General features: G+C 71.3%; 8 protein-coding genes. 5 read left to right on the forward strand and 3 right to left on the reverse strand.

The annotated features are described in order from the left end of the window. From FHE66_RS00105 to FHE66_RS00115, 3 genes are read right to left on the reverse strand one after another with little or no spacing between them, the layout of a single operon-like run. Positions 1-879: a sugar phosphate isomerase/epimerase gene (locus FHE66_RS00105; protein ID WP_176554582.1), complete on the reverse strand. Its 879-nt coding sequence runs from the start codon at positions 877-879 to the stop codon at positions 1-3. Then, positions 876-1736 carry an SCO3242 family prenyltransferase gene (locus FHE66_RS00110; protein ID WP_139070959.1) on the reverse strand — a complete coding sequence of 287 codons (861 nt, stop codon included), beginning with the start codon at positions 1734-1736 and terminating at the stop codon, positions 876-878. The genes FHE66_RS00105 and FHE66_RS00110 overlap by 4 nt, the downstream gene beginning before the upstream one ends. Beyond that, the gene (locus tag FHE66_RS00115; protein ID WP_139070960.1) at positions 1733-2902 is read right to left on the reverse strand and encodes an inositol-3-phosphate synthase; all 1170 of its coding nucleotides are present in this window, start codon (positions 2900-2902) and stop codon (positions 1733-1735) included. The genes FHE66_RS00110 and FHE66_RS00115 overlap by 4 nt, the downstream gene beginning before the upstream one ends. Positions 2903-3174: 272 nt before the next feature. On the opposite strand from FHE66_RS00115, the gene FHE66_RS00120 reads away from it, so the two are divergent. The 5 genes from FHE66_RS00120 to FHE66_RS00140 all read left to right on the forward strand — a co-directional run bounded on the left by FHE66_RS00120 (position 3175) and on the right by FHE66_RS00140 (position 22891). Then, complete coding sequence (locus tag FHE66_RS00120; RefSeq protein ID WP_168202635.1) at positions 3175-4230, forward strand: polyprenyl synthetase family protein; 1056 nt, start codon at positions 3175-3177, stop codon at positions 4228-4230. Between the two features lie 275 nt (positions 4231-4505). Then, positions 4506-9953, forward strand: coding sequence for a TIM barrel protein (locus FHE66_RS00125; protein WP_139070962.1), 5448 nt, complete (start codon positions 4506-4508; stop codon positions 9951-9953). Positions 9954-10475: 522 nt separating this feature from the next. After that, on the forward strand, positions 10476-15911 hold the full coding sequence (locus FHE66_RS00130) for a ThuA domain-containing protein (protein WP_176554583.1): 5436 nt from the start codon (positions 10476-10478) through the stop codon (positions 15909-15911). A 126-nt stretch (positions 15912-16037) separates the two neighbouring features. Continuing rightward, positions 16038-16676 (forward strand): DUF1080 domain-containing protein, encoded by a 639-nt coding sequence (locus tag FHE66_RS00135; protein ID WP_218013570.1) that lies wholly within the window; start codon positions 16038-16040, stop codon positions 16674-16676. A gap of 380 nt (positions 16677-17056) precedes the next feature. Continuing rightward, entirely contained in the window at positions 17057-22891 is a 5835-nt protein-coding gene (locus tag FHE66_RS00140; RefSeq protein ID WP_139070964.1) for a ThuA domain-containing protein, read from the forward strand. Positions 22892-22940 lie beyond the last annotated feature (49 nt).

The following is a 22940-nucleotide window of genomic DNA, read 5'->3' on the forward strand; positions in this document are numbered from 1 at the left end:
TCAGCTCCTGTGGGCGGATGGGGTGGACGGACCGGCGGCCTCGGCGGCCGCGAGGGCGGTGCGCAGCGCCTCCATGGAGCGGCGTGCGACGGCGGGGGCGTCGTGGGCGTGCCGGGTGAGCTCGACCGAGACGAGGCCGTCGTAGCCGATGTCGAGCAGGGCCCGCAGGGACGCCGGGACGTCGACCTCCCCCTCGCCGAACTCGAGGTGCTCGTGCACCCCGCGGCGCATGTCCTCGATCTGGACGTGGGCGACGAGGTCGCCGGCGGCGCGGATGCACTCGTGCGGCGGCAGGTCCTCGTTGACGACGGCGTGCCCGACGTCGACGGTCGCGACGAGTGCAGCGGGGTCGCCCATCCGCGCGCGCAGCTCCCGGACGCCGTCGAGGCGGCTGACGAACATGCCCGGCTCGGGCTCGAAGGCGAGGCGGACGCCGGCCTCCTCGGCGTGCTCGAGCACCGGCGCGAGGCCGGAGACGAGCCGCTCCCAGGCGACGTCCTCGGAGGTCCCGGGCGGCAGGGCGCCGGACCACAGGTGGACGGCGTCACCGCCGAGGTCGACGGCGACGTCGACGGCGTCGTGGATGAGGCGGGCGCGCAGGTCGGCACCCTCGGCGGACAGGAACGTCGGCTCGTGCTTGCGCCACGGGTCCAGGACGTAGCGGGCGCCCGTCTCGACGACGACGCCGAGCCCCAGCCGCTCGAGCTGGGCCGCGGTCTGCGCGACGCGCTCGGCCAGCCCGGGGGAGAAGGGGTCGAGGTGCTGGTGGTCCAGGGTGAGCGCGACGCCCTCGTAGCCCAGCTCGGCGATGATCTCCAGCGCGTCGGGCAGGCGGTGGTCGGTGAAGCCGTTCGTCCCGTAGGAAAGGCGCATGGTCATGTCGGTGAGATTCCCTTCGCGGCGGCGCGGAGCACGGGGCCGGCGACGGTGAGTGCGAGAGCGGCGGCGACGGCCCCGCCCCCGGCGACGAGCGCGGCCTGGAGCGGGACCATCCCACGGATGCCGGTGCCGGTGGCGCGGCGGACGGTCACGGCGTCGGGCGTGCGGACCGCCTCCGCCTGGGCGCGGCCGACCGTGGCGGCGTAGCTCGCGGCGAGCGCGGCGGTGGCCAGCCCGGGCAGCAGGCGCCGGGGGCGCACGCCGCGAGCGACGACGGCGGTGGCCACCGCGCCGGTCGTGGCGAGGGCCGCGCCGGCGACGGCGGGCGTGGAGCCGTGGACCTCGCCGCGGCTGAGCGCGGTGACGGCGACGGTGTGGGCACCGAGCGCCGCGGCCGCGGGCAGCGCCCGGCGCGGGTCGGCCGAGCCGCCGAGCAGGACGTCGAGGGCGCGGGCCGAGCCCATGAGGACCGGTCCGAGCGGGGTGGGCTTGGCGAGCAGGTCGTAGGCCCAGACGGTGCCCGCGAGGGGGACCGCGACGGCCAGCGCGCGGCGCCCGCCGCACGCGGCGAGCCCGAGGGCGGCGGCGGTGAGCCCGCCCGCGAGCCGTAGCGCCGTCGTCGGGCTCACCCGCCCGGAGGGGATGGGCCGCTCGGGCCGCTCGACGGCGTCGAGGTCGCGGTCGGCGTAGTCGTTGAGCGCCATGCCCGCCCAGTACAGGCACACCGAGGACGCCGCGAGGGGCAGGGTGCGCCGGTCCGGCCCGCCGGCGGCGACGGCGCCGGCGAGCGCGTCGCCGGGCACCGAGAGCGCAGCCGGCAGCCGGACGAGCTCGGCGAGGTCGCGGGCGGTGGTCACGCCCGGGCGCCGAGCTGCTCGCACCACTGGGTCAGCGCCCGCCACTGCCCGGCGAGGGTGTGGTCGATGCTGCCGAGCGGGTCCTTGAAGAAGAAGGACAGAGGGCCGAGGACCCCGTTCTCACCGCGCTCGTGCGCTTTGGCGGTGAGCCGGACGAGGTCGACGACGAGCGGGGCGGCGAGCGCGGAGTCGCAGCCCTCCCAGGTGAACTGCATCGTCATCCGGGTGCCGAGGAAGCCCTCGAAGGAGACGTTGTCCCACGCGGTCTTCCAGTCGCCGAGGTCCTCGACGTAGTCGATGTGCATGGGGCCGTCGACGTGGTAGCCGAGCATGGCGTCCAGGCCGGCGCCCTTCGTCGTCGTCTTGCTCACGGCGGCGCGCGGGTCGGCGAGGGTCCGGCCGTCGCCGCCGCCGAGCATGTTGTAGGACGCCCAGGAGCGCACCCGCAGGGCGCGGGTGGCGAACATGGGGGCGAGCGCCGACTTCACGAGCGTCTCGCCGGTCTTGCCATCGCGCCCGGCCCACGGCAGGGCCTGCTGCTTGGCGAGCTCGGTGAGCGCGCCGAGGGTGGCCCCCGGGCTCGGGGTGAAGGAGACGAGCGGGCAGCCGGCCCGGAAGGCGGCGTAGGCGTAGAGCGAGCTCTGCGGCAGCGGCGCCGATCCGGCGTCGAGCGCGGACTCGAGCGCGGCGAGGTTGTCGAGCTCGGGCTTGGACTCGGCGGGCGGCTCGGTGCTCGAGACGTCGACGACGACGACGCGGTCGAGCCGGTGCTCGTCGCGGAAGGCGCGGATGTCGTCGCTGATCGCCTGGGCGGCCTCACGCTGGGTGTCGCGGCGCGGCGCGAGACGGATGCGCGAGTCGGCCGCGGCGAGCTCGGCGCCGAGGGCGGCGACGAGGGCCGGGGGGAAGACCCCGCCGTCCGCGAGGACCTGCGCGCGGTGCGCGAGCGGGGTCTCGATGACGTCGTGGCCGCCGGTCACCAGACCCTCGACCGGGGGGAGCCCGGCGACGGCGACGGGCTCGAGCTCGCTCACGAGTCCGGTGCGGGGAGCGAGCCCCGCGTTCATCGCGAGCGTGCCGAGCGTGGCCGTGGTGGCGACCGAGCCGCGGGCCCCGACGAACCAGACCCCGGTTCGCGTTCCGTCGACGGCAGTACCCTGGGACATCACATCACCTCGTCGTATGTGCACGGCAACCGCCTGTGGCTGCCGGAACTCTGCCCTGTTAGGTAAGGCAGTGTCTTCCGTGTGAGACACGTCTTGACAAAAGACGGTAACACATCGTCCGCTTGTCCTGAACCTACCCGGGTGCGCCGGTGTACCGCGGTGGAGGTGACCAACGGTGGCGTCGTGGCGGCCGGGAGGAGGGACGAGTGGACAGTAGCGGACTGGCGACCGGGACGGGCGCGCATCTCCCCGTGCGGACAGCGGGTGAGGAGGTGGGTGCCGTCCTCGAGCGGGTGCTCGCCGAGGTCGGCCCGCGGGCGGGGCGCCACGGCGTCCTCTACCGGCGGCTGTGGGACGAGCTCGGCCGCGCCGTGAGCGGCGGCAAGCGGTTCCGCGGGAGGCTCGTCGTCGAGGTCCACGACGCGCTCGGCGGCCCCCGGCGGGAGGCGGCCGCGCAGGTCGGGGCGGCCTTCGAGCTGCTTCATGCGGGCTTCCTCGTCCACGACGACCTCATCGACCACGACACGATGCGCCGCGGCGAGCTCAACCTCGCCGCCCGCATGGGGATGGTCGCCCGCGAGGCGGGAGCGCCGGACCTCCAGGCGGAGGAGCTGGCCGAGGCCTCCGCCGTCCTCGCGGGCGATCTCGCCATCTCCCTGGCGCACCGGCTCGTCGCCGGCGTCGCCGCCCCGCCCGACCTCCACGCCCGTCTCCAGGAGCTGCTCTGGGACACGGTGTTCGTCAGCGTCGGCGGCGAGCTCGGCGACGTCGCCGCGGCGCTCGGCCTGCAGGACGTCTCGCTCGACGACGCCCTGCGGATCGCCGCCGAGAAGACCGCCCTCTACTCCTTCCAGGCCCCTCTGCGCGCCGGGGCGATCCTCGCCGGGGCGCCCCCCGCGCTGCGCGGCGAGGTCGAGGCCGTCGGCCTCGCCCTCGGCAAGGCCTTCCAGCTCGTCGACGACCTCCTCGGCGTCTTCGCCCCCGAGTCGGTCACCGGGAAGAGCGCGCTGTCGGACCTGCGCGAGGGCAAGGCGACGACGCTCATGCTCCACGCCCGCACCCTGCCGGTGTGGCGGGTGATCGCGGCGGACGTCGGGCGCCCCGACCTCGACGAGGGGACGGCGCGGGTCGTGCGCCGGGAGCTCGCCCGCTCGGAGGCGCCCGACCGTGTGGTGCGTCAGGCGCGGGCTGAGCTCGACGCCGTCGACGGGCTGCTCGCTGCCTCGCCGGCGCTCGCGGCGGCCGACGCCGTGGTCCGGGGCGTGGGGGAGATGGTCGCGCGCACGCTCGACGACGCGGCCGGGTACGTCGTCGCCGCCAAGGCCTGACCGCGACGACGCGCTAAGTCTCGGCCTATACCAAAGGTACGCGTTGCGCATCCTGAACCCGAGCCGCATAGGGCGACTTTTGATTTGACGTGTGCCGAAGTGGGGCATATCGTCCGAAACGTCGTGACCTGAAGCACAAGGGGCGTGCATCGCGTGATGCGGTCCACGACCCGCCGGGCGGGCGGCAGTTTGGCGGACCCTCCGTCAGTCACTCTCCCGGTGCGCGGCTCCGCTGCGTTGCGGAGCCGACGACGTGCGCGACTCAAGGAGGATTCGTGGCAAGACGATCAACGGGGCGCCGCTGGGCGACCCGAGGCGCGAGCGCGCTGCTGGCCAGCGCTCTCGTGCTGCCGCTCGCCATGAGCGGAGCGCAGGCCAACCCGGACGCGCCGCACGACGCGGCCCCGGCACAGGACAGCGCCGAGCCGGCGCTGGACTGGAACAACTACGAGAAGACCCTGCTGACGAAGAACACGGGCGAACCACTCGACCTCGCCGTGCTCCCGGACTCGCGGGTGCTCCACACCGCGCGTGACGGCGTCGTCCGTCTGACGGACCCGGCGACGGGCGCGACCACCCAGGCCGCCCGCCTCGACGTCTACGCGAACTCGGAGGACGGTCTCCAGGGTGTCGCGCTGGACCCGGACTTCGAGAACAACAACTGGGTCTACCTCGTCTACGCCCCCCGGGTCATGTCCGGGACGTCGGCGGACGGGACGCCCTACCCCGAGACCACCCCGGCCGGGAACGCGCCGAACACCCTGCCCGCGGGGGCCGACCCCGAGACCTACTGGGACCAGTGGCTCGGCTACAACGTGCTCTCCCGCTTCCAGTGGGACGAGGAGACGGGCACGCTCGACCTCGCCTCGGAGCAGGAGATCATCAAGGTCGACGCCCAGCGCGGCCAGTGCTGCCACGTCGGCGCGGACATCGCGTTCGACGCGGACGGCAACCTCTACCTGTCGACGGGTGACAACACCCCCGCCGGCACCCCGGGCGCCAACGGCTACACGCCGATCAACAACGCCCCGGGCATGAACCCCGGCTTCGACGCCCGCCGCGGCGCCGGCAACACCAACGACCTGCGCGGTGCGATCCTGCGGATCGACGTCCTGGACGAGATCGCGCCGGACGCCGAGCCCGGGCCGGGCGCGACCTACACGATCCCCGAGGGCAACCTCTTCGACGACGAGGCGTACGACCCCGACCTCGTCCGCGAGGAGATCTACGTGATGGGTCTTCGCAACCCCTTCCGGATCGACTTCGACATCGAGACCGGCGCGCTCGTCTGGGGCGACTACGGCCCCGACGCCGGAGCGGCCCAGGCCGACCGTGGCCCCATGGGCTACGTCGAGTGGCAGCTGACCACCGAGCCGATGAACGGCGGGTGGCCCTACTGCCACGGCCCGAACGAGGGCGGCGCCTACAACGAGTGGGACTACGCGACCGGCACGCCGGGTGAGTTCTTCGACTGCGCAGGCGGCCCGGAGAACAACTCCACGTGGAACACCGGCCTCACCCAGCTCCCCCCGGTCACCGAGCCGCAGGTCTACTACGGCGACAACGTCGGCGACCAGCCGTGGGACGAGTTCGTCGAGTTCCGCACCGCGACCGGTCAGGCCCCCATGGGTGGCCCGATCTACCGTTTCGACCAGTACGACTCGGAGACCAAGTTCCCGGAGTACTGGGACGGCAAGCCGCTCATGGCGGAGTTCTCCCAGGACTACGTCGCCGCGATCACGATGGACGAGCTCTCCTCCGACGGTGTCGTCACCGCCGTGGAGAACTTCCTGCCCAACCTCCACCTCGAGACGGTGAACCAGCCCATCTGGGACAACGTCATGGACATGGAGTTCGGGCCGGACGGCTCGCTGTACGTCCTCGAGTACGGTGACGGCTTCTTCCGCCAGAACCCGGACGCGGGCCTCTACCGCGTCAACTACGTGGGCGACGGCAACAAGACGCCGCAGGCCGCCTTCACGGCGACGCCGGTCTCCGGCAGTGACGCGCCGCTCGAGGTCGTCTTCGACGCCTCCGCGTCGCGCGACCCGGAGGGTGCCGAGCTCACCTACACGTGGGACCTCGACGGTGACGGCCAGTACGACGACGCCACCGGCGTGAACCCCACGTTCACCTACGCCGAGCGCGGTGTGTACAACGCCGCCCTGCGCGCCACCGACCCGGAGGGCAAGGCGGGCCTCGCCATCCGGCAGATCAGCGTCGGCAACACCGCTCCGGAGATCTCCCTGAGCGTGCCCGACGGCGCGGTCTTCAACTGGGGCGACGCGGTGCCGGTCTCCGTCACGGTGACCGACGCCGAGGACGGCACGGACTTCGTCTGCAACGACGTCCGGTGGACGTTCGGACTCGGCCACAACGAGCACGCCCACCCGGAGCAGTCCGGACGCGGCTGCGAGTTCACCCTCCAGACCAGCGAGGACGCCGTCGAGCACGGCGAGGGCGAGAAGATCTACGGCACCCTCGTCGTCACCTACGCCGACCGCGCGCAGGGTGACGTCCCGTCCATCACCGGCGAGGCCACCCTCGTGCTCAAGCCCGAGGTCCAGCAGGCCGAGTGGTTCGACGCCTCCGAGGGCATCACCGTGGTCGACGACGCCGAGGCCGGCGCCGGCGGCTACGTGAGCGAGCTCGACGAGGGTGACTCGATCACCTTCCGTCCGTTCGCCTTCACCCACGCCCCGACGGGCGACGTCATCGACACGGTGACGGCGCGCGGCAGGGGCGAGGGCACCATCTCCCTGGGCTGGGGCGACGAGACCGTCGCCACGATCGAGTTCGCCCAGGCGGAGAAGGCCCTCACGGGTGCCTCCACGGTGGCGCAGTGGTTCGCCGACCCGGTCGGTGGCCCGCTCATCAGCGAGGTCATCCCGGCCGACGCGGTCGACGCGATCGCCGACGTCGCGCTCGAGGCGGTGGACGCGAGCGTGCTCTCGGGCCACGCGCGCTCCGAGCTCCTCGCCGCCTACGCCGACGCTCCCGTCGACGGCTGGCAGGACGTCGAGGTCAGCTTCAGGAACGCCCCCGAGGGCGCCGGTGAGCTCGTCGTCACGAGCACCGGCGGAGTCGACCTCGACTCGCTGTACTTCACCGCCTCGGGCCGCCCGGCCGGGAACATCGAGATCCCGGCGGAGAAGGTGTCGATCGGCATGTTCTCCCTCATCCCGTGGGTGACCTCGGACGGTCTGCCGAACGTCCTCGGGCGTCTGGCGGAGATCGGCTTCCAGAACGTCGAGCCGTTCGGGTCCAACTTCAACGGCTACACCGCCGAGGAGTTCCGCGCGATGGTCGACGAGATCGGCCTGCGGGTCCCCTCGTCGCACTACAACACCGCCGAGAACACCTTCGACGCCACGCTGGAGTTCGTCGAGACGCTGGGCCAGGAGTACGTCGGGTCCGGTGGCTTCGCGGCCCCCGGCATCGGCACCTACGAGAACACCCTCGCGACGGCGGAGACGATGAACCGGCTCGGTGAGCGGTCCGTCGCGGCCGGCATCGGCAAGTTCTTCGGCCACAACCACGCCACCGAGTTCACCACCGTGTACGAGCACGACGGTGAGCAGATGTCGGCCTGGGAGATCCTCGTCGAGGAGACGAACCCCGAGTACGTCACCTTCCAGCTCGACGTCGCGTGGGCGGCTCACGCCGGGATCGACGTGCCTGCCCTCATCGAGGAGCACGGCGACCGGATCGAGCTGCTGCACGTGAAGGACGCCGTCAACCTCGGCGGCCCGACGAACCCGACCTTCACCAACCTCGGTGAGGGAGAGGTCCCGCTGCAGGAGATCCTGTGGGCGGCCGAGGAGCACGCGGAGATCGCGTACTACGTCCTCGAGTTCGACCGCGCCGCGCACGGCGAGACCTTCGTCGAGACCGGCTTCTCCTACCTCACCGGTGAGGAGCTCGCCCCCGTCCGGGTCGACAGCGAGGACGTGTCGATCGGCATGTTCTCCCTGATCCCGTGGGTGCAGGCCGAGGGTCTGCCGAGCGTGCTCGCGCGCCTCGCGGAGATCGGCTTCCAGAACGTCGAGCCGTTCGGGTCCAACTTCGGCGGGTACACCGCCGAGGAGTTCCGCGCGATGGTCGACCTCATCGGGCTCGACGTGCCCTCGTCGCACTACAACGTCGCGGAGAACACCTTCGACGCGACGCTGGAGTACGTCGACACGCTCGGCCAGCGGTACGTCGGCTCCGGCGGCTTCGCCGACCCGGGCATCAGCACCTACGGGCGCACCCTGCGCACGGCGGAGACGATGGACCGGCTCGGTCAGCGGTCCGTCGAGGCCGGGACCGGGAAGCTCTTCGGTCACAACCACGCGACCGAGTTCACCACCGTGTACAACCACGGCGGCGAGGAGATGTCGGCGTGGGAGATCCTCGTCGAGGAGACCGACCCGCGCTACGTGACGTTCCAGCTCGACGTGGCCTGGGCCGCGCACGCCGGGATCGACGTGCCGGCTCTCATCGAGGAGTACGGCGACCGCATCGAGCTGCTCCACGTCAAGGACGCCACCAACCTCGGCGGGACCAGCCCGACGTTCACCAACCTCGGTGACGGCGACGTCCCGCTCCAGGACATCCTGCGCGCCGCTCGCGACCACGCGAACGTCTCGCTCTACGTCCTCGAGTACGACGTCTCCCCGAACGGTCCGTCCTTCGTCGAGACCGGCTACGAGTACCTCACCGGCGTCCCCGCCGGCGAGGCCGGCAGCCGCCCCGTCGAGACGACCACGCAGCCGGTGACCTTCACCGACGAGGTCGGCACCGAGAACGACACCTACACGGTGCCGCGGGTGACCGGCGTCCAGTACGTCGTCGACGGCGAGGTCAAGGCGCCGGGGACCCACCCGGGCTCCGGCACCGTGACCGTCACCGCCCGCGCCGCGGCCGGCTTCGAGCTGGCGGAGGGGGCCACCACCGAGTGGACTCGGACGTTCTCCGCGGCCGGCGCGCCCACCCCCGTGCCGAGCCAGGAGCACGGCTTCTTCCTGTCGAACGACTGGAAGGGCGGCACGGCCCACGCGTTCCACTACGGCCGGTTCACCGACGAGGTCTTCATCGGTGACTGGGACGGGGACGGGACCGACTCCATCGCCGTTCGTCGCGGCAACGTCTTCCACGTGAGCAACAGCCCGCGTGGGGGCGCTGCGGACGCCACGTTCGTCTACGGGCGTGCGGGTGACACCGTCCTCGTCGGTGACTGGGACGGCGACGGCAAGGACACGTTCGCGGTCCGTCGCGGTGCGGCTTACCACATCAAGAACTCCCTCGGCGGGGGTGCGGCCGACACGGTCGTCGCCTACGGCCGCGGGGGCGACACGGTGCTGGTCGGTGACTGGGACGGCGACGGCCGCGACAGCCTGGCCGTGCGCCGCGGGAGCGAGTACCACGTGAAGAACTCGCTCACCGGTGGTGCCGCCGACACGGTCTTCGCCTACGGACGTCCGGACGACGTCACGATGGCGGGCGACTGGGACGGCAACGGGACCGACACCCTGGCCGTGCGCCGCGGTGCGACGTACTTCGCGAAGAACTCCCTCTCCGGTGGGAACGCGGACCTCGTCGTCACCTACGGCCGCATCGGCGACCAGGTGTTCGTCGGCGACTGGGACGGCAACGGGACCGACACCCTCGGTCTGCGTCGCCTGCCCCCCGCCGTCGTGAGCACCGCGCTCGCGACGCCGGGACAGGTGGTCGCGGTCTGACGACCGTTCGAGCACGACCAGGGGCCCGCAGCCACACGGCTGCGGGCCCCTGGCCCGTCTCCGCCCCGCCCCCACCTCTCTGGGACACCCCCTGGCGCCCGGGGACGCCCCCTGCAGCAGCTCGAGCGGACGCAAAAGTGCGTCCCAGAGGAGGCGGGTCGAGCGTCCGCGCAGCGTGCTCGCGGTGTCCGGCATGCGGCAACGGCGCGGTTTCCTCCTAACGGTGGAGTCACACCGGTGTGGTGTCACCGCCACCCGCGCCACCGCCGCGATCCACCCTCCTCCTAAAGGTGGAAGTGGTCACCTAACCCCCGCGCCAGGATCACCTAACCCGCCTACCTCGCGTATGACTTTTGATTGACCATGCACATAAATCGCCATACGCTCCTTCGGTGCACGACGTAGGGGCGCCTACGTCGACGGGGGGCAACGCGTGATGTGGCGCTGACCCGTCGTCGGTGGTGACACCCGAACAGGGCTGCGCCCGTGGCCCGGACGCGTACGCGACTTCAAGGAGGAATCGTGGTCAGACGAACCAACGGGGGACGGTGGTGGGCCCGGGGCGCGAGCGCGGCGCTCGCCGCCGTGCTCCTGGCGCCGCTCGGCATGAGTGGTGCCAGTGCCCATGACGGAGAGCCACACGCAGAGGAGGATGCCGAGTTCAGCGCCCTCGTCTTCTCGAAGACGGCCGGTTTCCGGCACGGCTCGATCCCCGCCGGTGTGGCGGCCATCCAGCAGCTCGGTGAGGAGCACGGCTTCGCCGTCGACCACACCGAGGACTCCACCGCCTTCACCGAGGAGAACCTCGCCAACTACGACGTCGTCGTCTGGCTCTCCACCACCGGTGACGTGCTCAACGACGAGCAGCAGGGGGCCTTCGAGCAGTACATCCAGGACGGTGGCGGCTACGCCGGCATCCACGCCGCGAGCGACACCGAGTACGACTGGCCCTGGTACGGCGAGCTCGTCGGTGCCTACTTCGCCAGCCACCCTCCCGGCACCCCCAACGCGGACGTCGCCGTCGTCGACCGCGTCCACCCCTCGACGGCGCACCTGCCGATGCGCTGGAACCGCACGGACGAGTGGTACAACTACCGCGAGAACCCGCGCGGCGACGTCCACGTCCTCGCGACGCTCGACGAGACCACCTACGAGCCCGGCAACGCCGCCATGGGCACCGACCACCCGATCGCCTGGTGCCACGACTACGACGGCGGACGCTCCTGGTACACCGGTGGCGGGCACACCAACGAGTCCTACAGCGAGCCGGAGTTCGTCCAGCACATCCTCGGCGGCATCCGCACCGCCGCGGGGGTCGAGGGCGCGGACTGCGCCGCGACCGTCGAGAGCTCCTTCGAGCAGGTGACCCTCGCCAAGGGGGGAGCGACCATCGGTGAGCCGATCGCGCTCGCGGTCCTGCCGAACGGCGACGTGCTGCACACCGCGCGCGACGGCCGCGTCTTCTACACGACGGCCGACGCCTCGACCCGCACCGCCGCGACCATCCCCGTCTACAACCACGACGAGGACGGCCTGCAGGGCATCGCGATCGACCCGAACTTCGAGGAGAACCGCTGGGTCTACCTCTACTACGCCCCGCCGCTGGACACGCCCCCGGGTGACGCGCCCGAGACCGGGCCGCCGTCGGCGTACGAGCCGTTCGAGGGCCACAACAGCCTCTCGCGCTTCCAGCTCGCCGAGGACGGCACCCTCGACCTCGCCTCGGAGCAGGAGATCCTGCGCGTCGAGGCCGACCGTGGCATCTGCTGCCACGCCGGCGGTGAGATCGACTTCGACGCCGAGGGCAACCTCTACCTGTCGACCGGTGACGACACCAACCCCTTCGCCTCCGACGGGTACTCCCCGCTGGACGACCGGGAGAACCGCAACCCCGCGTTCGACGGCCGCCGGACCTCCGGCAACACCAACGACCTGCGCGGCAAGCTCATCCGCATCGACGTCATGGACGAGATCGCCGACGACGCGGAGCCGGGGCCGGGCAGCACGTACACCGTCCCGGAGGGCAACCTCTTCGACTCCGAGGAGTACGACCCGGAGCTCGTGCGCGAAGAGATCTACGCGATGGGCTTCCGCAACCCGTTCCGCTTCGCCGTCGACAAGGAGACGGGCTGGATCCACCTCGGTGACTACGGCCCCGACGCCGGTGCGGCCAACGCCGACCGCGGCCCCGGTGGCCAGGTGGAGTTCAACCTCATCAAGGAGCCGGGCAACTTCGGCTGGCCCTTCTGCCACGGTGACAACGACGCCTACAACGACTACGACTTCGCCGCCGGCACGTCCGGGCCGAAGTTCGACTGCGCGAACCTCGTCAACGACAGCGCGCACAACACGGGCCTGACGAACCTGCCGCCGGCGGTCCCGGCATGGCTGCCCTACGACGGTGGCAGCGAGCCCCAGCTCGGCACCGGCAGCGAGTCGCCCATGGGCGGCCCGACCTACCGCTTCGACCCGGAGCTCGACTCCCCGACGAAGTGGCCGGAGTACTTCGACGGCAAGACCTTCAACTACGAGTGGGGCCGTGGCTGGATCCGGGAGTTCGTCACCGACGACGAGGGCAACCTCGTCGACGTCGTCCCGTCCTTCGAGTGGCTCGACCTCTCGTGGCCGATGAACGTCGAGTTCGGGCCGGACGGCGCGATGTACATCCTCGACTACGGCCAGAGCTGGTTCGGCGGTGACGAGTTCTCCGCGCTGTACCGCATCGACTACGTCGGCCAGCTCAACCCGGTCGCGCGCATCGAGACCTCGGCGACGAGCGGCCCCCTGCCGCTCACCGTCGAGTTCGACGCCTCGACGTCCACCGACCCGGAGGACAGCGACCTCACCTACGAGTGGGACTTCGACAACGACGGGACGGCGGACGCCACCGGCGTCACCGTCGAGCACACGTTCACCGACCCGGGCGTCCACACCGTGCGACTCAACGTCGTCGCGGCCGACGGGCGCGTGGGTACCGCGACCGTGAACATCACCGCGGGCAACACCGCACCGACGGTCGAGCTCGAGTTCCCCGAGGACGGCTCCATCTTCTCCTTCGGTGACCGGATCCCCTTCAAGGTGACCGTCACCGACCCGGAGGACGGCGAGATCGACTGCGCCGACGTCGTCGTGGAGTACATCCTCGGCCACGACAGCCACGGGCACCCGCTGTCCCGCGTGTCCGGCTGTGAGGGCACCATCGCCACCGCGGCCGACGATGGCCACGGGCTGGACGCCGACATCTTCGGCATCATCAACGTCCGCTACGCCGACCAGGGCGGAGAGGGCGATGTCCCCAGCCTCACCGGGGACGACGAGGCGATGCTGCGGCTGCGCACCCAGCAGGCCGAGTTCTACGACGAGGCCGAGGGCGTCAACGTCTTCGCCAAGGACGGAGCCGCCGGCGGCCAGCAGGTCGGCGACATCCACAACGGTGACTGGATCGCCTTCGACCCGCTGAACTTCGTCAACATCGACGGCGTGTCCTTCCGGTACACCTCCGGAGGCGCGGGCGGCACCCTCGAGGTGCGCCAGGGCTCGGTCGACGGCCACCTCGCGGCGAGCGTCGAGCTCGGCAACACCGGTGGCTGGGAGGTCTGGGAGACCAGCGAGGTCGTCGAGCTCGACGCCCTCGAGGGCACCGGACCGGTGTACTTCGTGTTCACCGGCGACGAGACCGAGGCGCTCTTCGACATCGACGAGATCCGGTACTCGGGTCGCGGCGCTGCCGACAACATCGCCCCGACGGTGGAGGCGCAGGCCACCCCGACCTCCGGGGAGGCCCCGCTCGAGGTGACCTTCACCGCGACCGCCTCCGACCCCGACGGCGACGACGTCACCCTCGCGTGGGACTTCGGCGACGGATCCACGGGTGAGGGTGCCGAGGTGACCCACACCTACACCGAGCCCGGCACCTACACCGCGACGGTCACCGCGACCGACGCCGGTGGTGCCAGCTCCACCGCGACGGTCACCGTGACCGTGGACGGGCCCCCGTCCCAGTGCGACGAGGTCGCCCCGAGCGACGAGTTCGACGGCTCGGAGCTCGACGAGTGCCGCTGGCAGGTCGTGCGGCCCGCGCCGGAGCACCTGCGCGTGGTCGACGGCCACCTCGAGCTGGACGCCACCCCCGGTGACATCTACGGCGGTGACAACCAGACCCCGGCGAACTTCGTGCTCCAGGACCTCGGTGACGAGGACTGGACCGTGGAGACCGTCGTCGACATGTCCGAGACCAGCCAGCAGTACGAGCAGGGTGGCCTCATCGTCCACGTCGACGACGACAACTACGTGAAGCTCGACGCCCTGACGACGAACGCGGCGGGCTCCGCCGTGACGCGGCAGGTGGAGCTCCGCAGCGAGGTCGGCAGTGTGGTCCAGGACCCGCAGCCGAGCTCCCCGCAGATCACCGCGACCACGGTCCACCTGCGGCTCGCCAAGGAGGGGGACACCTTCACCGGCTCCTACTCCGTGGACGGCGGCGAGACGTGGACCGCGTTCCCGGCGGTCACCAACGCCGGGGTCGCGGCCGACGGCCGGACCGGTCTGTTCGCCCTCGGCGCCGCCTCGACGCTGGAGCCGACCATCCGGTTCGACTACTTCCGGGTGCTCGGTGACGAGCCTCCGGCCGAGCCGGTCCTCATCCCCGTCGAGAAGGTCTCGATCGGCCTGTACTCCCTCATCCCGTGGGTGGAGGCCGAGGGTCTGCCGACCGTGCTCGCGCGGCTGGCCGAGATCGGGCTGGAGAACATCGAGCCCTACGGCGGGAACCTCACCCCGTACACGGCCGAGCAGTTCCGCGCGATGGTCGACGAGATCGGCCTGCGAGTCCCCTCGTCGCACTACAACACCGCCGAGGACACCTTCGACGAGACGCTCGCGTACGTCGAGACTCTGGGCCAGGAGTACGTCGGCTCCGGTGGCTTCGCCGCCCCCGGCATCGGCACCTACGAGAACACCCTCGCGACGGCGGAGACGATGAACCGGCTCGGTGAGCGGTCCGTCGCGGCCGGCATCGGCAAGTTCTTCGGCCACAACCACGCCGTCGAGTTCACCACCATGTACGAGCACAACGGTGAGCAGATGTCGGCCTGGGAGATCCTCGTCGAGGAGACGAACCCCGAGTTCGTCACCTTCCAGGTGGACGTGGCGTGGGCAACGCACGGCGGTGTGGACGTGCCCGCACTCCTCGAGGAGTACGGCGACCGCATCGAGCTGCTCCACATCAAGGACGCGACGAACCTCGGGGCGGCCGGCGGGCCCTCCTTCACCAACCTCGGTGAGGGCGACGTCCCGCTGCAGGACATCCTGCGCGCGGCCGAGGAGCACGCGGAGATCGCGTACTACGTCATGGAGTACGACGTCGCGCCCGAGGGCGAGGACTTCGTGGTCACCGGCTTCGAGTACCTCACCGGCCTGGAGGCCGGGGAGGACGGCTCGCGCCCGGTCGACGTGGCGCCCGCGGCGGTGACCTTCACCGACGAGGACGGCACCGAGGACGACACGTACACCGTCCCGTGGTCGGTCGGCGTGGAGTACGTCGTCGACGGCGAGGTCGTGGCGCCGGGGACCTACCCGGGCTCCGGCACCGTGACCGTCACCGCGGTGGTGCTCGACGGCTTCCGGCTCGAGGAGGGGGCGACCACCGAGTGGACGCACACCTTCTCCACCGGTGGTGGCACCCCGACCGACCCGGTCGAGGGCGCGCAGGCGCTGGCCGACGCGCTCGAGGGTTACATCGCCTCCGGTGACGTGGCCGGCCCGATCGCCGGTCAGCTCACCCGGGCGCTCGAGCAGGCCGTCCGGCACCTCGAGGCGGGCCGCGAGGCCCAGGCCGTCCGGTCCATGGAGCTGTTCATGCGGCACCTGGACAACCCGAAGCGGCCCGACACGCTCGACGCCGCGGCGCAGGCCGACCTGCGCAGCCAGGTGGAGGTGATCATCGACCTCCTCGGCTGACCACTGAGGTGAAGGTGAGGCCCGCAGCCGGCAGGCTGCGGGCCTCACCCGTGCCCGGACGGTAGCGTGCCGAGCATTCCGGCAGAGGGGAGGGGCGCCGTGGGTGGGAGGTCGCGCGGCCTGATCGTGGCCGTGACCTGCGCCGTCGTCCTCGCCGGGTGCGCGGCACCGTCGACGCCGGACAGGTGCGGCGGGCCCGACCCGGCGGGTGACGCACGGGTGCTGCTCGACGGCTCGCAGGAGAGTCTCGAGGGGTGGCGGACGGCCGGGCCGGGTGGCTTCGAGGTCGGCGAGGACTGCTCGGTTCGCACCGTGGGCGGGATGGGGCTGCTGTGGTTCCCCGAGGAGCTGGCGGACTACCGGCTCACGGTCGAGTGGCGCGCGTCGGGGGACGACAACTCCGGCGTCTTCGTCGGCTTCCCGGATCCCGGTGACGACCCGTGGGTGGCGGTGCGGCAGGGCTACGAGATCCAGATCGACCCGACCGACGCCCCGGACCGCACGACCGGCGCCGTGTACGGCTTCCAGGGCGCCGACGTCGTCGCCCGGGACGCGGCCCTCGCCGCGCCGGGGGAGTGGAACACCCTCGACGTCGTCGTCCAGGACCCGCGGATCACGGTGTCCCTCAACGGCGCGGTGGTCACCGAGTTCGTCTCGACCGACCCGGCGCGTGACCTCTCCTCCGGGCACGTCGGCCTGCAGAACCACGGCGACGACGACGAGGTCCACTTCCGCAGCGTCGTCCTCACGCCCCTCACGGACTGACCACCCCCGCCCGCCCTCGCGTGCAAGATCCAGCTCTCGGCGGGGAAGGGGGGTGGCGCGGGGTGAGGGTGGGGGTGACCGGGGTGGACGATCCGTGAGACGGGGGTGATTTTGGTTGACCGCTACCCAAAAGAACGCCTACGCTGCGAGCCACGGTGGGCGACGACGGTGCAAAGACACACCTGCGTCCCCCTGCCGAGGCGGAAGGGCGGCCACCCCGCCCACCCGACCGACAGCAGTCGCGAACCAGAGAGGGTTCGTGACGCGACCCTGCGTACACGGTTCGAGGAGGAATTGTGCACAGAAGATCCACCGTACGAAGCTGGGGAGCACGGGCCGCAAGCGCCCTGCTCGCCGGCGCACTGGTGGTGCCGCTCGGGATGAGCGGCGCAACGGCCCATGACGGGACCGACCACGACGAGACCGAGCCCTTCAGCGCACTCGTCTTCAGCAAGACCGCAGCTTTCCGGCACAGCTCCATCCCCGCAGGCATCGCGGCGATCGAGGAGCTCGGGGAGGAGCACGGGTTCGAGGTGACGGCCACCGAGGACGCCGCCGCCTTCACCAGCGAGAACCTCGCCCAGTACGACGTCGTCGTCTGGCTCTCCACGACCGGCGACGTCCTCAACAACCAGCAGCAGGCCGCGTTCGAGGAGTACATCCAGAACGGCGGCGGCTACGCCGGCATCCACGCCGCGAGCGACACCGAGTACGACTGGCCCTGGTACGGCGAGCTCGTCGGCGCCTACTTCGCCAGCCACCCCCCGGGGACTCCGACGGCCACGGTCGTCGTCGAGGACCCGGCCCACCCCTCCACCGAGCACCTGCCGGCGCGCTGGGAGCGCACCGACGAGTGGTACTCCTTCCGCAGCAACCCGCGCGGTGACGTCCACGTCCTCGCCTCCCTCGACGAGTCGACGTACGCCGCCGGCAACGGCGCCATGGCCCCGGACCACCCGATCGCCTGGTGCCACGACTACGACGGTGGCCGCGCCTGGTACACGGGTGGCGGACACACCGACGCGTCCTTCTCCGAGCCCGAGTTCCGCGACCACATGCTCGAGGGCATCCGGACCGCGGCAGGCGTCCTCGACGCCGACTGCAGCGCGACGCTCGACGAGAGCTTCGACAAGGTCGAGCTCGACCTCAACACCCAGAACCCGATGGACCTGGCGCCCGCGCCGGACGGCCGCACGATCTACATCGAGCGCGACGGCCGCGTCCAGATCGTCCAGCCGAACGGCGGCACCGTCACTGCGGCCACGCTCCCCGTGACGCAGGTGCAGGAGTTCGGTCTGCTCGGCATCGAGCTCGACCCGGGCTTCGAGGAGAACGGCTGGGTGTACCTCTACTACTCCCCGCAGGGCTCGTCCTCCGACCGGGTCTCCCGCTTCACCCTCGACGAGAACACCCTCGACGTCGCGAGCGAGCAGGTCCTCCTGGAGGTCCCGGTCCAGCGCAGCGAGTGCTGCCACGCCGGCGGCGCCCTGGAGTTCGACGGCGAGGGCAACCTCTACGTCGCGACCGGTGACAACACCAACCCCTTCGCCTCGGACGGCTTCAGCCCGATCGACGAGCGTCCCGGCCGCGCGGCGTGGGACGCCCAGGGCACGTCGGGCAACACCAACGACCTCCGGGGCAAGATCCTGCGGATCACCCCGCAGGACGACGGTTCGGTGACGATCCCCGAGGGCAACCTCTTCGCTCCCGGGACGGACAAGACCCGTCCGGAGATCTTCGCGATGGGCTTCCGCAACCCGTTCAAGATCGGCATGGACCCGCGCACCGACACGCTGCTGGTCGCCGACTACGGTCCGGACGCCGGCGCGGCCAACCCCGACCGGGGACCGGCCGGCATGGTCGAGTGGAACATCGTCCAGGAGCCGGGCAACTACGGCTGGCCGCACTGTGTCGGCGCCAACGACGCCTACCGCTCGTACGACTTCGCCACCCAGCAGCCCGGCGCGGCGTTCGACTGCGCCAACGGCCCGACCAACGACTCGCCCAACAACACCGGGCTGACCCAGCTGCCGCCCGCCATCCCGGCGACCATCTGGTACCAGAACAACAACCAGCGGAACAACGCCCCGGAGATCGGTTCCGGCGGTGGCGCGCCGATGGCCGGCAGCGTCTACGTCTACGACGAGGAACTCGCCTCCGCCCGCAAGTGGCCCGCCTACTTCGACGGCAAGGCCGCCTTCGCCGAGTGGAACACCGGCAAGCTCTTCACCTTCCAGATGAACGACGACACGACCGAGGTCGTCGACATCAACCGGATCCTCGAGAGCATGTCCTTCCGGCGTCCGCACGCCCTGGAGTGGGGCGCCGACGGTGCGCTCTACATCATCGAGTGGGGCTCCGGCTTCGGCGGCAACAACGCCGACTCCGGCGTCTACCGCCTCGACTACCTCTCCGGCCAGCGGGCGCCGATCGCGCGCGCCGAGGCCGACGTCACGAACGGACCGCTGCCGCTCGAGGTGACCTTCAGCTCCGAGGGGTCGCGCGACCCCGAGGGCGGCCCGGTCACCCTCGCGTGGGACTTCGGTGACGGCGAGACGTCGACGGAGGCCAACCCGACCCACACCTACACGGAGGCCGGCAACTACACGGCCACGCTCACCGTGACGAACGCGGACGGGGTCTCCACCTCGACCACGGTCCTCATCTCGGCGGGCAACACCGCGCCGACGGTCACCGTCGAGTTGCCCCCGAACGGTGGCTTCTTCAACTTCGGTGACGTCGTGCAGTACAAGGTGACGGTCACCGACCCCGAGGACGGGGAGGAGATCGACTGCAACGACGTCATCGTCCAGCCGGCCCTCGGCCACGACGAGCACGCCCACCCGTACGACCAGTACCGCGGCTGTGAGGGTGCGATCCCGGTCAACGGGGACACCGGTCACATCGGCGCGAACATCTTCGGCGTCATCACCGTGACCTACACCGACCAGGGTGCCGAGGGGGTCGACCCCCTCACCACGCAGGAGGTCATCATCCTCCAGCCCAAGCGCAAGGAGGCCGAGTACTTCGCCGAGACGGGCCGTCTGCCCGGCTCGACGAGCACCGGTGACCCGGGCGTCCAGGTGGAGGCCACCGAGGACGTCGGCGGCGGCCAGAACGTCGGCTTCGCCGAGGTCGACGACTGGTTCTCCTTCGACCCGACCAACCTCACCGGGATCGACTCGATCCGGCTCCGTGCCGCGTCGCAGCCCGGCGGCACCGTCGACATCCGTACCGGCGCGCCGGACGGGGAGTCGATCGGCACCATCACCGTCCCCGCGAACACCTGGCAGTCCTGGGCCAACCACGACGTCGCCCTCCCCGAGGACGTGACGACCGAGAGCGGCCCGCTCTACTTCGTCATCACGAGCGGACAGGCCAACGTCAACTGGGTCCAGTTCATCGGACGCGGTGTCACGGACAACGAGAGCCCCGCGGTCGAGATCACGACGACGGCGACCTCGGGACCGGCCCCGCTCGCGGTGGCCTTCACGGCCACGGCGACCGACCCCGACGGCGACACGCCCCTGACCTACGCGTGGAGCTTCGGGGACGGGGCCACGGCCGACACGGCCGAGGCCTCGCACACCTACACCACCCCCGGCCGCTACACGGCGTCCGTGACGGTGACCGACGCTCGCGGCGCCTCGACGATCGAGACCGTCCAGGTCAACGTCACGGCGCCGGGTCTCCAGTGCCTCGACGGCCGCTCCGACGGCTTCGACGGTGACGCGCTCGACACCGAGCGCTGGGACGAGTCCCTGCGGGTCAACCAGGACCTGCGCGTGGAGGACGGCAACCTCGTCATCCCGACGTCCTCGACGGACATCTACGGGACGGACAACGGCGACGTGCCGAACGTCGTCCTGCAGGACCTTCCCGAGGGGCCGTTCACGGCGACGACCAGGCTGACGCTCAACGGGTCGCAGGCCTACCAGCAGGGCGGCCTCATCATCTACGGCGACGCGGACAACTACGCCAAGATGGTGTTCTCCGGGCGCAGCACCTCCGGGTCCGACCCGGCGAGCCGCGTCTTCCAGTTCATCCGCGAGGAGGCGGGGCAGCCTAACGAGGTCAACGCCTCGCTGAGCCCCGCGGTCGGTGCGGACCACCCGAGCACGGTGTGGGTGCGCTTCGTCAGTGACGGGCAGAACCTCGTCGCGTCCTACAGCGCGAACGGGACCGACTTCACCGAGATGTCGGAGACGAAGCTGCTGGCCGGCATGACGGACCCGAAGATCGGTCTGTTCGCCCTCCAGGGGGCCGGCCAGGCGCAGGCCCCGGTCGACGTGGAGTTCGACTACTTCCACATCGTCCCGGACGACTCGGTCGCACCCGTCGACCCGAGCGACGAGTTCGACGGCAGCACCCTGGACGGGTGCCGCTGGGAGATCGTGCGGCCCGACCCGCAGCACATGCGGGTCGTGGACGGCCACCTCGAGCTCGACGCCACCGCCGGTGACATCTACGGCACGGACAACGGCACGCCGAACAACTTCGTCCTGCAGGACCTGGGCGACGGTGACTGGACGGTGGAGACCCTGGTCGACGCCTCCACCCTCACCCGCCAGTACGAGCAGGGCGGTCTGATCGCCTACGTCGACGACGACAACTACGTCAAGCTCGACATCTCGGCCCGCAACAGCCCCGGGAGCGCGCTGACGCTCGGTCTCGAGGCGCTCAGCGAGGTCGACGGGGCCATCCAGAACCCGCAGCCCGCAGCGACCGTCCAGCAGGCGGTCTGGCACCTGCGGCTGGCGAAGGTCGGCACCGACTTCACCGGCTCGTACTCCGCCGACGGTGAGGAGTGGACAACCTTCGCGTCGATCCCCAACGCCCCTGTCGCCGCCAGCGGCAAGGTCGGCCTCTTCGCGCTCGGCACCTCCTCGACGGACAACCAGCCCGTCACCTTCGACTACTTCCGGGTCGACGGGGACGAGGAGCCCGAGCCGGTGACGGTGACGCCCCAGGCGGTCGTCTTCACCGACGCCGCCGGCACCGCCGGCGACACCTACACCATCCCGGCGGTCGAGGGCGTGGAGTACCTGGTCGACGGCGACGTCGTCGAGGCCGGCACCTACCCGGGCTCCGGCACGGTGACGGTGACGGCGCGGGCCCTGGACGGGTTCGTCATCGCCGACGGCGCGACCACCGAGTGGAGCTTCACCTTCGCCACGACCGGTGGCGAGCCGGAGCCGGTCGAGGTCCGTCCGGCCGCGGTGACGTTCACCGAGCTGCCCGGCACGGCGAACGACACCTTCACGGTGCCGGCCACGCAGGGCGTGGAGTACCTGGTGGACGGCGAGGTCGTCACGGCCGGGACCTACCCGGGCTCCGGGACGGTCACCGTGACGGCGCGTGCGACGGACGGCTACGTGCTGGCCGACGACGCCACCGCCCAGTGGTCCTACACGTTCGCCACCACCGGTGGCGAGCAGCCGGAGCCGGAGCCGGAGCCGCAGCCGCAGCCCCCGGTCAGCCAGGAGCACGGCTTCTTCCTGTCGAACGACTGGAAGGGCGGCACGGCCCACGCGTTCCACTACGGCCGGTTCACCGACGAGGTCTTCATCGGTGACTGGGACGGGGACGGGGAGGACTCGATCGCGGTGCGCCGCGGGAACGTCTTCCACGTGGCCAACTCGCTGCGCGCCGGCACGGCGGACTCCGTGTTCGTCTACGGACGCCCGGGTGACACCGTGCTCGTCGGCGACTGGAACGGCGACGGCAAGGACACCTTCGCGGTCCGCCGCGGCAACGTCTACCACGTGAAGAACTCCCTGTCGGGTGGCGTGGCGGACACCGTGGTGGCCTACGGCCGCACCGGTGACGTCGTCCTGGTCGGTGACTGGGACGGCGACGGTCGCGACACGCTGGCCGTGCGCCGCGGGGCGGAGTACTTCGTGAAGAACTCCCTCACCGGTGGTGTCGCGGACAAGACGTTCGCCTACGGCCGCGCCGGCGACATCACGCTCGCCGGTGACTGGGACGGCGACGGTACCGACACCCTGGCAGTGCGCCGCGGTGGCACGTACCTCGCGAAGAACTCCCTGAGCGGCGGCAACGCCGACCTCACCGTCACCTACGGCGGGGTCACCGACCAGGCGTTCGTCGGCGACTGGGACGGCAACGGGACCGACACCCTCGGTCTGCGCCGGCTGCCCCCGGCCGTCATCGCGACGGCGCTGGCAGCTCTCGGGCAGGTGATCGCCGTCTGACCCTCAACCGGTGAGCCAGGGGCCCGGGCCCTCGCCCGGGCCCCTGGCT

Source organism: Georgenia sp. 311 (assembly GCF_006151955.1).
GTDB classification, from domain to species: domain Bacteria; phylum Actinomycetota; class Actinomycetes; order Actinomycetales; family Actinomycetaceae; genus Oceanitalea; species Oceanitalea wutianyii.

Bases quoted from the DNA above. Each gene is read 5' to 3' on its own strand.
- FHE66_RS00115 (WP_139070960.1), bottom strand. From the start codon at position 2,902: ATGTCCCAGGGTACTGCCGTCGACGGAACGCGAACCGGGGTCTGGTTC.
- FHE66_RS00105 (WP_176554582.1), bottom strand. From the start codon at position 879: ATGACCATGCGCCTTTCCTACGGGACGAACGGCTTCACCGACCACCGC.
- FHE66_RS00140 (WP_139070964.1), top strand. From the start codon at position 17,057: ATGAGCGGCGCAACGGCCCATGACGGGACCGACCACGACGAGACCGAG.